At 44.1% G+C, this 16747-nt stretch carries 11 protein-coding genes; 8 read left to right on the top strand and 3 right to left on the bottom strand.

Annotated features, from left to right (window positions below):
- Positions 1-2 precede the first annotated feature (2 nt).
- The 4 genes from AC3CKG_RS22325 to AC3CKG_RS22310 all read left to right on the top strand — a co-directional run bounded on the left by AC3CKG_RS22325 (position 3) and on the right by AC3CKG_RS22310 (position 4670).
- Positions 3-608, top strand: a complete 606-nt coding sequence (locus AC3CKG_RS22325) for a hypothetical protein (RefSeq protein ID WP_488529387.1) — start codon at positions 3-5, stop codon at positions 606-608.
- A gap of 184 nt (positions 609-792) precedes the next feature.
- A complete protein-coding gene (locus AC3CKG_RS22320) occupies positions 793-1107 on the top strand; it encodes a hypothetical protein (protein WP_099165677.1) in 315 nt (104 codons plus the stop codon).
- A gap of 35 nt (positions 1108-1142) precedes the next feature.
- Positions 1143-1991, top strand: a complete 849-nt coding sequence (locus AC3CKG_RS22315) for a sulfurtransferase (RefSeq protein ID WP_488529386.1) — start codon at positions 1143-1145, stop codon at positions 1989-1991.
- Positions 1992-2375: 384 nt separating this feature from the next.
- On the top strand, positions 2376-4670 hold the full coding sequence (locus tag AC3CKG_RS22310) for a putative bifunctional diguanylate cyclase/phosphodiesterase (RefSeq protein ID WP_488529385.1): 2295 nt from the start codon (positions 2376-2378) through the stop codon (positions 4668-4670).
- Between the two features lie 76 nt (positions 4671-4746).
- On the opposite strand, the gene AC3CKG_RS22305 is transcribed toward AC3CKG_RS22310, so the two are convergent.
- Complete coding sequence (locus AC3CKG_RS22305) at positions 4747-6114, bottom strand: glycoside hydrolase family 18 protein (RefSeq protein WP_488529384.1); 1368 nt, start codon at positions 6112-6114, stop codon at positions 4747-4749.
- A gap of 171 nt (positions 6115-6285) precedes the next feature.
- Positions 6286-7290, bottom strand: a complete 1005-nt coding sequence (locus AC3CKG_RS22300; RefSeq protein ID WP_076666669.1) for a sugar-binding transcriptional regulator — start codon at positions 7288-7290, stop codon at positions 6286-6288.
- Positions 7291-7748: 458 nt separating this feature from the next.
- Here AC3CKG_RS22300 and tal point away from each other — a divergent pair, with 458 nt between their 5' ends.
- Together tal and tkt are read left to right on the top strand one after the other, a co-directional pair.
- Complete coding sequence (tal, locus tag AC3CKG_RS22295) at positions 7749-8699, top strand: transaldolase (RefSeq protein WP_029223051.1); 951 nt, start codon at positions 7749-7751, stop codon at positions 8697-8699.
- Positions 8700-8785: 86 nt separating this feature from the next.
- Positions 8786-10777 carry a transketolase gene (gene tkt / locus AC3CKG_RS22290; RefSeq protein ID WP_065111331.1) on the top strand — a complete coding sequence of 664 codons (1992 nt, stop codon included), beginning with the start codon at positions 8786-8788 and terminating at the stop codon, positions 10775-10777.
- Positions 10778-10963: 186 nt separating this feature from the next.
- On the opposite strand, the gene AC3CKG_RS22285 is transcribed toward tkt, so the two are convergent.
- On the bottom strand, positions 10964-12526 hold the full coding sequence (locus AC3CKG_RS22285) for a methyl-accepting chemotaxis protein (RefSeq protein ID WP_488529383.1): 1563 nt from the start codon (positions 12524-12526) through the stop codon (positions 10964-10966).
- 821 nt (positions 12527-13347) lie between these two features.
- Here AC3CKG_RS22285 and AC3CKG_RS22280 point away from each other — a divergent pair.
- Both AC3CKG_RS22280 and AC3CKG_RS22275 read left to right on the top strand, forming a co-directional pair.
- Positions 13348-13701 (top strand): hypothetical protein, encoded by a 354-nt coding sequence (locus AC3CKG_RS22280; RefSeq protein WP_488529382.1) that lies wholly within the window; start codon positions 13348-13350, stop codon positions 13699-13701.
- Positions 13702-13756: 55 nt separating this feature from the next.
- Positions 13757-16513, top strand: a complete 2757-nt coding sequence (locus AC3CKG_RS22275) for an immune inhibitor A domain-containing protein (protein ID WP_488529381.1) — start codon at positions 13757-13759, stop codon at positions 16511-16513.
- Positions 16514-16747 lie beyond the last annotated feature (234 nt).

Below are 16747 nucleotides of genomic sequence, written 5' to 3'. Positions count from 1 at the left end.
TTATGACTATTCACAATAAACACTATCGAGAAACTCATTACGTTGATTCGAGTCGCAACCTAGGTAAGGAAGATGGTATGCCTGCACACAGAACTTGGAACATGAAGAAATCGTTGACTGTTATTCTCGCTGTCACTCCACTGATATTGGTTGGGTGTGGAGGAGGTGGTGGCGGCGGCAGTGCATCGACACCATCTCCAGCAACACCGTCGACGCCAGCAGCGCCTTCAACTCCAGTAACAGGAACGACATCTCCAGCGACAAGTGCAGCAGCGACACCAATCTATACGATGGCCGATGTAGTCGTACCCGACGGCTTTGATTACAGCTCTATTGAGCAGTTTGATCTCGACATCGACATTAGCAGCATTTCAACGGCTCGCTCCTTTGTCACGGTTTATAGCCGTTTCAGCACAAGGGATGACTCGACCTTTAAACCGGACTATTCGAGTAAAGTGATTGCAGGCTCGTTAAATAATGGGGTATTCGCGTCTAACTTTACGGCTCCAGTCAATCACGAATCACTGTTGGTCGAAATTTGGTTTTATGACGGTCAGCCGCCATTACAACAAGTGGTATCAAGTAGTGATTCTCAGATAGTTTGGTAATCGGCTGAGACAGTTTGGTCGTCAACAGATGAAAAACTGATTCGGTATCAATAAAAAGTGAGCAGCAATGCTCACTTTTTGATCTCGCAGGGATAGGGAGTCACTCAAACTTTCTGATTGATCACATTCACTTTACTGCCAATCTGACTTATCTTTTCAAGATAACCTTCAAAGACTTACTCTCATGAAACAGTTAAAAATAGGTCTATTTATCTTAATGTGTGGTGTCGGTGTACTGTTAGCCCTCACCTACTTCCCTTTAACCTCAGAGACAGGGCAACGTGTTCAAGCCAAAGTGATTTCTAACACGCTCACTCAATCCCTAGACGGACATAGGCGCTACCTCACGGTTGAAACTCAAAACAACGAAATATTTCGCGTTTCCATTCCACCAACAACAGACTGCCCTCTTGATTCTGTGGTCGCGCTTGATACATTAAACAATCAAATAACCGGACAAAGCAGCTATCAGTTCATCCACTGTAGAACAGCGCCTTAGTCGTCGATATAACAACAAGAATGGATATAAGAAGAATGACTCAGCCACTCATTTCACCAGAACAACTTCAACAACGTTTGCTAGAAGAAAACAACATTGTAATCCTAGATGCCAGTATCGAATTTCAGATCCCAAGTGAGTCAGAAAAGATCAAAGGACAAATGATACCTAATGCGATTCGTTTTGATTACGACAAGGATTTTTGCAACAAGCACACCTTGCTTCCTCACATGTTTCCTTCCGAAAAACACTTCAACACTCGCGCTCGCGAAATTGGTATCAATCAAGACAGTACGGTTGTGGTTTACGATAACTCTGGAACCTTTGCTTCGCCTCGTGCTTGGTGGATGTTTATGGCGATGGGACACAACAATGTATACATCTTAGATGGCGGCTTACCTGCTTGGATAAAAGCCGGTTACGCGACAGAGACTGACTATCGAACCGAAGTAAAAGCGGGCAATTTTGAAGGTCAAATCCAAGACAACCACTTTGTAAATGCTCAGCAAATCCAAAACTACTCCGATGAAAAAAGTGCAAACATTCTGGATGCACGTTCACAAGCTCGTTTCGATTCAGAAGTTCCTGAACCTCGTGAAGGCTTGCGCAGTGGCCATATACCGAATTCGATTTGCCTACCGTTTGCACAAGTCTTAAATGCAGGTAAATTGAAACCTCAAGAAGAGTTAATTGACATTTTCTCGACCCTAAACTTAACCCCCTCTCAACCCATGTTCTTTAGCTGTGGCTCTGGTGTGACGGCTTGCATCATTTTATTGGCCGCTAAACTGGCCGGATGTTCAGGTGAAATGGGCGTTTATGATGGCTCATGGACTGAATGGGGTGCTAGCGAGAAATTACCCATCGCTGCGACTAAAAAGTAATTCAACTTCGCTTACTGCCACTGTTAGAATATACTGCGCATGCATAAAGAGCTTACTCGTAGTGATGACTTAACGTCTCACACAGTAAGCTCTTTGCTTTGCGGTAATGCTACGTCGTTTGAAAACAAATCTGGATTTACTCGGTTGCTTTTTAATCTATAGCGATTTACTGACCATAAACCGTGATTAATCTTGGGTAAATCGTTATCAATGCGGTGAATAATAATATTTCCCTCAAGAATCTCTGCTCGTAGTCGTTACACTATTTAATCATTGATACTGTCATCATTGATGTTTGTATCTTTCGTTGCACGAATCACGCTGACGACCCAATAGTTTGTCACTTGCACTCTGTTAAAAGTAGTAACCAACAAAAGGCATCTCATGGCTCTATTTAAGAAAAATATCTGGTCGCTGTACGCGTTGATCGTACTACTGACCCTGATACTTTTCGCCGCGTTGGGCGTAACTAAATGGCAAGCCAACAGAGATGACTTCACCCAGCAACAACATATCCAAGTCGAGCTTTTTTCTAGCTCTGTAAGCTCACTCTTGACCAGTCAAGAAGCACTGCTTGAAGTGGTTGGGCACCAACTCGCCCAGCAGTCTGACTTCACTCGTACTGCCTCCATTCAAATTCGACCAATACTGGATAAACTGCTAGATACTCACCCCGCGATTGCAGCGTTTGGCTTGTTGAACACCGACGGTGACTACCTCTCGATCAGCTCAAATCTCCAACTTGCGAATCAAAGGAACTTGCTGCAATACGCACCAACGAAAGACTCCTTTTTAGACGCCCTATCAAGCAGTAGCATGGTGCTTGGCCGTACCTATTTTCAAGAATCGTTGAATAGCTTGGTTATCCCGCTGAGAAAATCCATTTCGATCGATGGTAAGAAAATCGATGCAGTAATGACCGCAGGGCTACGGTTAGACGCCACGATCGTATTTGAAAATAATGCTCACGCCGGAAGTTTCAATACACTAAGCCTGATCAGAACAGACAGTTATCGCCAGTTTTATTCGAGTGATATCGAATCTGAGAGTGCGTATTCCTCTCCAGTAGGCAAAGATGCCCTACAACGTATTGCACGGATCTTTACCGACCACTTCGGAATCAGCGTGCAAGAGGCGATGAATAGGCAAGAAACCTACTCTTTTGTCGTCGACGATGAACAATACCACTCTTTAATGAGCGCAAAATACATCCCAAACTACAAATTATGGGTGATTGGACGTACGGATCTAACTCACGTCGATAGCATATTTATACAAGAGTTCAGCATTCTTTTCGTTGCCTTTATTTTTCTTCAATTTGGTTTCTACTTTTTGGTTAAGTCGATTGCCAAGAATGAACAGCGCACTCGTAGCCAACTCATTTATCAGGCTAACCATGATCCATTAACCTCTCTACCAAACCGCTTATACATGCGCCGAAACATTGGTAAATGGATTGAGGATGAGTCAGAGCAATTCTCGCTGTTGTTTATCGATATCGATAACTTTAAATGTGTCAATGATACCCACGGGCACGACTTCGGTGACAAGGTGCTCAAACAGATCGCATTGCGTTTGATGCGATTCCGCTCTCGACTCAGCTTATTAGTGCGCGAGTCTAGTGATGAGTTTTTGTTTTTAACGCCGATGACGAGTGAGACCGAGATTAAACGACTGGCGGAACGCCTTATCGAAGTTCTTTCCCAACCTTATGAGGTCGAAAATTCTCAGTTCTTGTTGGGTTGTAGCATCGGTATTGCGCGTTTCCCTGAACACGGAAAAGATCTCGACAGCCTGCTCCGCTCTGCCGACATTTCCATGTACAAAGCGAAGCAGCAGCAAAACTCGTACAGCATTTTCACCACAGCCATGCAAGACGCTCACCTCTACAAAATGAAAGTAGAACAGCGGCTACGAATTGCTATTGAGAAACAAACACTATTCATGGCTTTTCAGCCTTTGGTTCGCACTGACGAGAGTACTCATGGCGTCGAAGCACTGGTTCGTTGGATTGATGACGAGCTAGGGTTTGTTCCACCCGATGTGTTTATACCAGTCGCGGAGAGCACTGGTTTGATGCAAAAACTCGGTACCTTTATTATCGAGTCCAGCATTATGCAAATCGCCCATTTACACCGAACGACAGAACAAAAAATCGGTCTTTCGATCAATATATCCGTACGTCAGTTTTCACATAAGTCGTTCTCAGAACACTTATTCGCAACGCTTGAGAAGTATCAGTTCTCTCCAAGTTGCTTAACGCTTGAGATTACCGAAAGCTTGTTCATTGAAGACGTAGACATAGTGAAGCCTATTTTCGAAGCCTTACACGAAAAGAATATCAAAATATCTTTAGATGACTTCGGTACAGGCTACTCATCATTGAGCATGTTGAAAGCACTTCCTATCGACGAGCTTAAAATTGACAAGAGTTTCATTGAAAACATCGCTGTGGACCAACAGTCACTCACTATGGTGCAAAACATTATCGCGATAGGTAAAAACTTCGGCATGGTAGTACTAGCAGAAGGCGTGGAATCGAACGAGCATTTCGCGATTCTAAAGGCATGTGGCTGTGATTTGATGCAAGGCTACTACTTCTCTCGCCCTATACCTTACGAAGAGCTGGCTATTCACCTAAATCAGCAGATGACCGAGTACGCTGAGTGCTCTGTTTAAGACCGTAAGTAAATAGACTAGTAAGGCAAATGGATAAATAAACACCTAACATACTTGCTAGGTGTTTTTTGATGAGCTAGTTATTCATTTCATTGTGCATGACATCTATCAATTGCCCGGAAGGGTCTCCTGATAATTCCCAAGTAAAGATACCACCTAGGTCAGATTTCTTCGCCCACTCTGCCTTTGCTTTGATAGAGCGTTTATCTTCAAAAGATATGAATACTTTTTTATCTGGGTTCCACAAATAAGGTGCTTGAGCTTGTTCATCGTACTTGTACTCATAACCTTGTTTGCTGCTGTAGTTCTTCATAAGGTCCCAGAACATGAAGTAACCGTTTTCACCAGTACCGAACTGCGCCCCTTGTTCAGAAACCAGATCACCTTTAGGCAGCTCACCAACAAAGTCTTTTGTCCCTTGCCAGCCTCGACCATAAAAAGCTGCCCCGATCACGAGCTTCTCGCTAGGAATACCTTGCTCAATCATTTGATTAATGAAGACATCAGCTCCCATTCCCCACCAACTACGCTCTGTAGCATGCAGGTTTGTTGTGTGACCAGTCTGAGTTCCCCACCCACCAAGGAAGTCATACGTCATCGCAAACATGTTCGTCAAATATGGGCTGGCTGCATTCCAGTCAATTTGTGCAGATTTAGCACCAACACCGACAGCTGTTGAAAGCTCGTAATCTCTTTGAGTCGTCTTTGATAGAGCATCCAAATCACTTCTAATTGTTTTTACCAAAAGTGTAAATGCTTCACGCTCTAGTGCTTTGTGCTCATCGGTTAGTTTAGTCTCTGGGTTCCAAGGCGAAGTAGTTAAGCCGCCGCCTCCTGGGTATTCCCAATCAAGATCAATACCATCAAAAAAGTCATATTTTTGGATCAACTCAACAGCAGTTTTTGAAAAGTGTGCAATGGCTTTAGGATCTTTTGCCATCGCATGGAAAGGTTCAGACATTGTCCATCCACCAAATGATGGCAATATTGTAATGTCTTTATTGTCGGCTTTAAGCTGAGCTAACTGAGCAAAGTGGCCTTTATAGACAACATCAACATCCACGTCTCCAAAATCGACTTCTAACGCAGCTTCTTTATCCACAATAATCGCGGTATATGGTTCTTTGTCTGCACATTGCTGCTTAATTTGTTTTTGGACTGGCTCACCAGCACCGCTATGAGGACCACACATACTCAAGAAGGCGTAAATAATATGTGATAGCTTATCTGCAGGTATGTCGTCAACAGTATAAGGGTTGTCTTTATTCAGATATTGCCAATCCGCAAAATACCCTGCGACGACTTTATCATCGGCATGTGCCGTAGGTGTGAGCATACAAGCCGCGGCTATTAAGCTAAGCGCAATAATAGAATTAGATTTAAAGATAGAACTTGATTGGTCACTGTTGCCAGAAATAGCTTGTGTGATAAATGACAGTTTCATAATTATCTCCTTTAGTGTGGCTTAACATTAAAGAGTGATAATTCTTTCAACCGCTGAACAAATTCACTATTCGAGTCATATCTAATAGTTAACCCCTTTATTACACTGGTTTCATTAAGGGAATTTCCATGATTGCTCAAATAGTGAATTCAACGAAGTATGGATGTCTTACTATTCACTGCCGTTTGGTTTATTCACGCTAAGTTGCTCATCCAAGTTAAGTACCGTCAAAGCATTACTTACACTAGTCGCAATCACGTCAACCACACCTGTTCTTAGTGCACCTAACAGAGCTAATGGCTTACTGTTCTCGGCAGCGATAGCAATTACCTCTGCGATAGGACGGAACTCTTCCAAACCTAAGCCGATGACTCGGTCACTCATCACCGTGTTTGCGGCTTTGCCGTGGACATCAAAAAAGTCATAACCCGCAAAGTCACCGACCACGCCTTGTAGTAAACGAGATTGAACGACCTCTCCCGCCGTAAACCAACCTAGGTCGACCATATAGCTGTTTTCACTCATATCACCGATACCCACTAATGCGACATCTGCCTTGCGGGCTAGATCGAGTGTCTGCTTAACAGTACTGTTCTCCATGAATGCGGTTTTTTGTGCTTTGTTCTCTGCATAAGCTGGCGCGTATAAGGTTTCTGATGAACCGCCGTACTTCTTAGCTAGCTGTCTACATATATGGTCTGCGTTAAACATGCCGCCTCTTGGGTGAATACCGCCGATACCACATACGAATTTACAGTCACGTGGCGTGATCACACCAGTATGGTGAGCTACCGACGATACGTTTCGACCTTGGCCGACCGTCACTACCATGCCGTTTTTTAAGGTACTCGTTAGATAGTTCGACACCAAGCCCGCAACCTGTAAACGCTGCTTATCTTCATTTGGCTGATCAAGAGCGACTAATGCACGCTTCACACCAAACCTTTCGATGAGACGCTGTTCAATTTTGGCACTGAAGACAGGGTGGTATTTCACGGTAATCTCAACAATCCCTTCATCGCGGGCTTGTTTGAGCATTCGACCAACCTTTGCACGAGAGATAGAGAACTTTTTGGAGATCTCTTCTTGAGTCGCACCATCTTGATAGTAGGCAACGGCGACTTCGGTTAGGAGATCAGTGTTTTCTTCGGAAACATCTTGGATATTGTTACTCATATACCACTCAACCAATATTTAACAATTATTTTACCTGCTGTACTTCCTAATATAGGAGAGCTCAGTAAGTGATACACAAGCTTACACCCTGAGCATATGTAACAACAAGGAACATTTGCTCAGCATCATAACCATAGTTTTGCTGTTGATTAATTCACCTCACTTTGTTCGTTAAACGTTTGCTTGCATACCCCATGATTACTAGAGCGAAATATATTTGACTGAAGTCACCATACAGCACTATTTACCGTTGACTTTGGGGCTAGATCGGATAAATATGGCTACATCATTTACTCATCGAGCGATCAAATGTTCTGTGCAAATGTTCGTTCGGAGAAAAATTTAAATTAATGTAAGTTTGACTCACTGGTACAACCATGAGGAACTTCATTAGTTCGCTTGCAAATGCCCACACCTCTCCATTAAAGGGGTGTTCTGCGATACATAGGATGATCAAAATGAGCAATAAATTAGAGCAACTTCGTAAACTAACAACTGTTGTAGCTGACACTGGCGATATCGAAGCTATCAGCAAGTACACTCCTGAAGATGCAACAACTAACCCATCTCTAATTCTTAAAGCCGCTCAAATTGCTGAGTACGCACCTCTAATCGATGCTTCTATCGAATACGCTAAAGCGCAAAGTGGCGACAAAGCACAACAAGTTCAAGACACTTGTGACATGCTTAACGTGAACATCGGTAAAGAAATCCTTAACGTTGTACCTGGCCGCATCTCTACTGAAGTAGATGCTCGTCTTTCTTACGACATGGAAGGCAGCGTTGCTAAAGCTCGTCAACTTATCAAAATGTACAACGACGCTGGCATCACTAACGACCGCATCCTTATCAAACTGGCTTCTACTTGGGAAGGCATCCGTGCTGCTGAAATCCTAGAGAAAGAAGGCATCAACTGTAACCTAACGCTTCTATTCTCTTTCGCTCAAGCTCGTGCTTGTGCTGAAGCTGGCGTATTCCTAATCTCTCCTTTCGTTGGTCGCATCATGGACTGGTACAAAGCGAAAGAAGGTCGCGATTTCGAAGCTTCAGAAGATCCAGGCGTAATCTCTGTTTCAGACATCTACAACTACTACAAAGAGCACGGCTACAAGACTGTTGTTATGGGCGCAAGCTTCCGTAACATCGGCGAGATCCTTGAACTTGCTGGCTGTGACCGTCTAACTATCGCTCCTCAACTTCTAGCTGACCTAGAAGCGGCTGAAGGCGAAGTAGTAGAGAAGCTAATCGACTCTAACGGCACTAAAGAGCGTCCTGCAGCAATGACTCACGCTGAGTTCCTATGGGATCACAACCAAGACCCAATGGCTGTAGAGAAGCTAGCTGAAGGCATCCGCAACTTCGCAGTTGACCAAGGCAAACTAGAAGACATGATCGCAGCTAAGCTGTAATCACTCTTACCAATTTCAAATAGGGGAACGTTCAGTTCCCCTACTTTTATCAATTTGTTTATCTTAATTTTTATTCGGAAGTTTCTATGAACCGCAAACATCTAGCTAACGCAATTCGTGCTCTAAGCATGGACGGCGTACAACAAGCAAACTCTGGTCACCCAGGCGCACCTATGGGTATGGCTGACATCGCTGAAGTACTTTGGCGTTCTCACCTGAACCATAACCCATCAAACCCAGAGTGGGCTGACCGCGACCGTTTTATCCTGTCTAACGGCCACGGCTCAATGCTGATCTACTCTCTGCTTCACCTAGCAGGTTACGAGCTTTCAATTGAAGATCTTAAGAACTTCCGTCAACTGCACTCTAAGACTCCAGGTCACCCAGAGTACGGCTACGCACCAGGTATCGAGACGACTACAGGTCCTCTAGGTCAAGGCATCACCAACGCTGTTGGTATGGCGATGGCTGAGAAAGCACTTGCGGCACAGTTCAACAAAGAAGGCCACGACATCGTCGACCACTACACTTATGCATTCATGGGTGATGGCTGTCTGATGGAAGGTATCTCTCACGAAGCATGTTCTCTAGCGGGTACGCTAGGTCTTGGTAAGCTGGTTGCTTTCTGGGATGACAACGGCATCTCTATCGATGGCGAAGTTGAAGGTTGGTTCTCTGACGATACACCTAAGCGTTTTGAAGCTTACGGCTGGCACGTAATCCCAGCAGTTGATGGTCACGATGCTGACGCTATCAACGCGGCTATCGAAGCAGCTAAAGCAGATCCTCGTCCGACTCTAATCTGTACTAAAACAGTAATCGGCTTTGGTTCTCCAAACAAAGCAGGTACGCACGACTGTCACGGTGCACCATTAGGCGCTGACGAAATCGCAGCAACTCGTAAGCAACTAGGTTGGGAGCACGGTCCTTTTGAAATTCCGTCGGAAGTTTACTCAGAGTGGGATGCGAAAGAAGCAGGCGCAGCTAAGGAAGCAGCGTGGAACGAGAAACTTGCAGCTTATGAAGCAGCATACCCTGAGCTGGCAGCTGAATTCAAACGCCGCGTAAACGGTGATCTTCCTGCTGAATGGGAAGAGAAAGCATCGGCAATCATCGCTGATCTTCAAGCTAACCCAGCAAACATCGCATCACGTAAAGCATCTCAAAACGCACTAGAAGCGTTCGGTGCTATGCTACCTGAATTCATGGGCGGCTCTGCTGACCTTGCGCCTTCTAACCTGACTATGTGGTCTGGTTCTAAGTCGCTTGAAGCAAACGACTTCTCTGGTAACTACATCCACTACGGTGTACGTGAATTCGGTATGACGGCTATCATGAACGGTATCGCTCTGCACGGTGGTTTCGTACCATACGGCGCAACGTTCCTAATGTTCATGGAATACGCTCGTAACGCAATGCGTATGGCAGCTCTGATGAAAACTCAGAACATCCAAGTTTACACGCACGATTCTATCGGCCTAGGCGAAGATGGTCCTACTCACCAACCGGTTGAGCAGATCGCTTCTCTACGTCTAACTCCAAACATGAGCACATGGCGTCCATGTGACCAAGTTGAATCTGCAGTTGCTTGGAAACTGGCAATCGAACGTAAAGATGGTCCTTCTGCGCTTATCTTCTCTCGTCAAAACCTTGCACAGCAAGACCGTGACGCTGAGCAAGTAGCTAACATCGCTAAGGGTGGTTACATCCTGAAAGATTGCGAAGGCAAACCAGAGCTTATCCTTATCGCAACTGGTTCTGAAGTAGAGCTAGCGGTTAGCGCTGCTGCTGAACTAACAGCTGAAGGCAAGAAAGTACGCGTAGTATCTATGCCTGCTACTGACGCATTCGACAAGCAAGACGCAGAATACCGCGAGTCTGTACTTCCATCTGACGTTACAGCACGTATCGCAGTAGAAGCTGGCATCGCTGACTTCTGGTACAAGTACGTTGGTTTCGGTGGCAAGATCATCGGCATGACAACGTTCGGCGAATCTGCACCAGCAGGCGAGCTATTCAAGATGTTCGGTTTCACTACTGAAAACGTAGTAAACACAGCAAAAGAGCTTCTAGCTTAATCTTGATTAAATTGTCTCGCCCTTAAATGGGTGATGCATACTGAAAGCCCCGCATGAAAATGCGGGGCTTTTTTGTATCTGTTGACTGTTAATCTATTGATTGTTAACGGTTCCTTTAGCTCACAAAAAAGCCCTGCTAATTTCGCAAGGCTTTCTCTTATTGCTCATTTAGCTAAAATGTAACCGCTATTTTTCTTCGAAACGCTTCGCCAATTGATAGAATTCATTCACTTGCTCTTTGAGATCCTTCGAATGATCTTTGACTGAATGAGTCGCCACTAGATTTTGCTCAGCGGTTGACGCGATAGACTGCATATGAAGGTTTACATCACTCGATAGCTGACGCTGTTTATGTGCAGAACTTTCAACCGACTGCATTAACTCGATCATCGATTGCATTAAAGTTTCGACTTCAGACAAGCGCTCTGAGCTCACCTTCGCCACATCACCACACGCATCCGTTTGTTCTCTGTTAGCCAAAATATCTTTCTGCCAACCTTCAATCGTTGCCAACATGGTATCAATGCTTTCTTTGATTTGAATCGTCGCTTTAGATGTGCGACCTGATAACGCACGCACTTCATCCGCAACTACGGCAAAGCCACGTCCTTGCTCACCTGCTCTCGCCGCTTCAATCGCTGCGTTCAATGCCAATAGATTGGTTTGCTCGGCAATGCCACCGATCTCTTCCATTATCTTGCTGACACTTTGCGCTTGGTCACTCAGTTGATAAGTCGTGTGCGTTGCTTTCTCGGCCTGTGAGGCCAAGCTTTCGAGGTTACGGTGTGTTTGATTAATACTCTCTTTCGCACCCGCACAGGTTTGCAGAGTAACGTCGACAATTTGATGCGCTTCTTCGGTACGAGATGACACTTCATTCGCCGTCACCTCCACTTCTTCCGTTGCTTCACGAACTTGAAGTATGTCCTTCGTCTGTTGATCTAAAGCATCTGAAACTTGGTAAGAAGTCGCGTTAAGGTTGTCGGCTAAATCTTGTAACGGCTTAGCTGAATCCGTCATACGGCCTAACACTGTTCTGATTCGAGCAGACAGCAACTTCAAATGGAAATCGGCGATAGAGAACTTACTATTACCGGAGTAGACGAGACGACTCACACTATCGAATTTCGACTGCAACTTTTTAAGCTGTAAAGGAGTATCAACAAGCTCTTGTCTGAATAAGAGTGCCAACGCAGAAACAGGCAATAAGCTTAGTAACCATTGCGACATTTGCCCTACTTCAACGAGGTTTGAAATCAGAGGCGCAGCCAAAGAGCCTAACAACACCGCATAACGAACACTGTCACTGATCTGTAATGACCATTGACGACCCGACTTCTCTGCTTTCAATAAACTTTGGTAAGCCTTATCCGCGACTTGTACCCATTCGCTTTTCGGCTTAACACGAACAGACTGATAGCCACTCACCTTTCCGCCATCGTAAATAGGGGTAACGTAAGCATCAACCCAGTAGTAACCACCGGATTGGGTTTTATTTTTTACGATACCGCGCCACGCTTTACCTTGCTTTAGATTAACCCACATATCAGCAAAAGCCGCTTTCGGCATATCGTTATGCCTGACGATATTGTGGTGTTGCCCTAGCAACTCTTGTTGGCTGTATTCTGCGATGCGACAAAAAGCATCATTACTGTAAGTAATCATGCCTTTAAGGTCGGTAGTGGACACGAGTTGTTCGTTTTCGCTTAGAAGCGTTTCACGAGATTGAGAAGATGAGCTGACAGTCATTTATATTAACTTTTGTTAATTATTGTTTTAGGCGAGGAATATATACAATTATTAAAGTTATGACAAAATGTGAACGTCACATTTTGTGTAAATGCCTGCTGTTTATACAAAAATACGCTCGACACCTCACAAAGCTCAACGCTTCTTCTCAAATCAACATTTATAAGTCATCTAAGTTACCTACAGTTCAAATCTCACGGTTCTCATTGAAACAGAGGTATGGAATGTACGAATGTTTAATTCTTTGCACAGCACTCACTCAACAAAGTCTTTAGTAAGCTTGAACGTCTTAACCGTGGCAATTATCTACTCAACCATAAACAAATAGCTAACGAGTACACGAACTAAAAGAGCCTAAACACGGGCTCTTTTTCTTATCTGATAACTCCATTTGATCGAGCTATTGTGAAATCTGTTCTCTTGAAGCACTTTAAATCGCGCTTAATAGCCTAATTATTGATATTTCGAGTGAAAATAATTTCAGCATGGTTATTTATTAAACACTCAATTATTACATGCATTTTTTTAACACCGACAATAAAACATTTGTTTGATTAATTATAACCCCACACCTTACATAAAGCGCTCTGAAACAGAATAACCATTTACCCAATAATGATATCAAATATTAAAACTATCAGCTATTAATGCGCCCAACCTTACTAAATAACTGACAATAAAATAAATAACCATCCTTATTTGATATTAACTGTTAATGTTGAAACCGGAACGAATAATGATTTGTAATAATTATTCGTTTGATTGGTTAATTTTATAAATATATTTTGTTACATAATCAAAACTGATGGCTTGATATAAGAATGTCACACAAAACAATGGCTTTAATGGTTCTAATTTTTTCCTCACTGTCACAGGCTTCCACTATTGAGAACGACGAACTATTGCTGAAGTCATTGATTGAGCGAGGCGTTATCTGTCCTGGCTTAACCTATGAAGGCAATCAAAAAGCTTTGCGTATCTATCTCAACGCTAAAAAAGTAAAGAGCACTCAGTTTGATTCAAAAAATAGAAAAGAGACAACCAATACAAAAGAAATAGAAAGTATAAAAGAAATAGAAAGTATAAAAGAGATAGAAAGTACAAAACATACAGCAAACACACGTCAGTTAAATAAGACACCACAAGAGTGTATTAGGCCAGACTCGGACAACTGATTCGAAGAAGGCAGTTGATACTGATATCGACATGGAAATATAAAAAGGAAATATAATGAAAATGATGAGAAAAACATTGTTGGCTTCAGCAATGCTTACTCTATTTAGCGCCAGTAGTTATGCAAAAACACCTATTGATTTAGGCGTTGTTAATGAAGACAAACTTATTGAAATGCTAGTTAGACAAGGCTTAGTCGACCAAGATGCAACCGATGTGGCAAAACACGACGCACTTGACCGTTACTTAAAAAATAAGATCAATTCCGGTTTTAAAGGCGACGCTCAATTCGGTAAAAAAGCACTTGAGCAACGAGCGAAAATACTCAAAGCCATCGAAAAAGGATCCGGTGTTAAAAAAGCGAGTGTCTTTGCTTTAGAAGTCGGCACCAAGCGTACCGACAAAGTACTCGCTCTACTGGTCGATTTTCCTGATTTGAACTGGAATGACAACAAGCTGACCAAAGAGCACACCCAAATGCTCTACGAGAGCTACAACCCAGAACATTATCAAGAATTACTGTTTTCAAATTCTGGCTACACAGGGCCAAATGGCGAAAATCTAATCTCGATGCGCCAGTATTACCAAAGTGAATCAGGTGACAGTTACAGCGTTGCAGGTCAAGCTGCGGGTTGGTATCGCGCCTCTAAACCTGCGTCATTCTACGGTGGCAACTCCCCGACGACCGACAACGATCTCAACGCGCAAGAACTGGTTCGTGAAGCTCTGAATCAATTGGCTCAAGATCCGAGTATCAACCTAGCCGATTACGATATTGAAGATCGTTACGATTACGACGGTGACGGAAACTTCCGTGAACCCGATGGCGTGATTGATCATCTAATGGTGTTCCACGCATCTGTTGGCGAAGAAGCCGGTGGGGGCGTATTAGGCCCTGATGCGATTTGGTCTCACCGATTCAACCTTGGTCGCACACATGTGCTTGAAGGTACCTCTAGCTCTCTTCCTGACCGCTTTGGTGGCCAATACGCTGCATTTGATTACACCATTCAGCCTATTGACGCCGCAGCTGGTGTATGTGCTCACGAGTATGGCCATGATTTAGGTCTGCCAGACGAGTACGACACGCAATACACAGGCAAGGGTGAACCAGTATCTTACTGGTCAATCATGTCTTCAGGCAGCTGGGCAGGTAAGATTGGTGGTACACAACCCACAGCATTCAGCTCTTGGGCAAAACATTTTCTACAAAACTCGATTGGCGGTCGATGGATTAACGATGACCAAATCTCAATTGATGACCTAGAAGACAACCCACAGGTTTATACGCTGTTCCAAACAACGGATAACAGCCGTCCGAACATGATTAAAGTGGATCTTCCAAAAAAACAGATCGAAGGTTTAAAACCGTATGCTGGTGAGTATTCGTTCCACTCTCAAAAAGGCGATGACCTGAAAAACAGCATGACACGCAAGTTGGTGATTCCAGCCGGCGATTCTGCACTGCTTTCGTTCAAAACTTGGTATGAAATTGAGAAAGACTACGACTTTGCGCGCGTACTCGTGAATGGACAAGCCATCGCAGGCAACATCACCTCAATGGATGACCCGTACAATACTGGCCTCGTTCCTGCTATTGGCGGCGAATCTGGCGGTTGGATTGACGCTGAGTTCGACGTTTCACAATGGGCAGGCCAAGAAGTAGAACTGTCATTTGAGTACATCACCGATGGTGGCTTGGCGATGGAAGGCTTCTATTTGGATAATCTAAGCATGGTCGTTGATGGTGAGATCACCTCAATAGACGATGGTGAAAACAACTCCACCTTCGCCCTAAATGGCTACAAGCTGAGTAATGGATTCCACCAAGCGCAACACTACTACCTACTACAATGGCGCAGCCACATGGACGTTGATGAAGGTCTAGCCAACATCAAACGCATGGGTCAACTGATCTCATTCGATCCGGGTTTAATCATTTGGTACGTAGACGAGTCGTTGACTGATAACTGGGTAGGCAAACACCCAGGTGAAGGTTGGTTAGGTGTGGTCGATGCCGACCAGAATGCCATGACCTGGGAAAAATCCGGCGAAGTCGCTCAAACTCGTTACCAAGTTCGTGATGCGGCGTTTTCACTCAAAGATCATACTCCAATGCGTCTTGTGAACAGCGACGATGATGTACTTGAAGATACCAGTTTGGTTGGCAATGCTAGCTTCTCTGACGACCAAGATTACACGTCTCCACAAGCGCCTGATTCAGGACGTATCCTGACGGAATTTGGCTTAGCCGTTGATATTTTGAATCAGAGTAATGACAACGAATACGGTGTGGTGCGCTTATCTAAAGTAAGCCAACACAACGTCGCCCCTACTGCGAACTTCGAACTCAATGTCACTGGCCTGAACGTGTCTACACGTAACTTCAGTTCTGACCAAGATGGCGAGATCACCAGTTATCTATGGGACTTTGGCAACGGCACAACAAGCAACGAAGTGGCACCAACTTGGTCTTACGAGCAAGCCGGTGAATACACGGTAAGCTTGACTGTTGTTGACGACAAAGGTGCTACCGATTCATTCAGCTCCGTAGTGAGTGTTGAATCTCCAAACGCTCTACCAGAAGCAAGTGCGAAGTACATTCACTTGGGCCGTTGGGTGACCATGTGGTCAACAAGTTCAGACAGTGATGGGCGTATTGTTGATACCGAGTGGACACTTCCTAATGGAAAGGTGAAACGAGGTCGCACATTCACTTCTATCTTCCCTTCATACGGAAAACACGAGGTGACACTGAAAATAATCGATGACCAAGGCGGGATTACGACTAAGACTATTACTGTCGACCTGTAAGTCGATCCAACCTCAAGTCATTGAAATAAGTACGTAGCCAATAATGTGCGTACTGATAAACCCAGCTTAAGTACTGTTGTCACAGGATATAAGCCAAGACAGCAGTTTTAAGAAAACGTTATTATTTAAGCCATAAGCAAAAGCCCTACCAATTTGGTAGGGCTTTTTATTTTTAGCAGTTCGAGGTAATAGCGCTTTAATTCCGGTAACGGATTTGCTGAACCACCATTCGAT

This window comes from Vibrio sp. QJM3NY_15, assembly GCF_057785995.1.
Note: the sequence above shows the minus strand (reverse complement) of the source record. Positions and strands in the feature narration are given on the sequence as shown.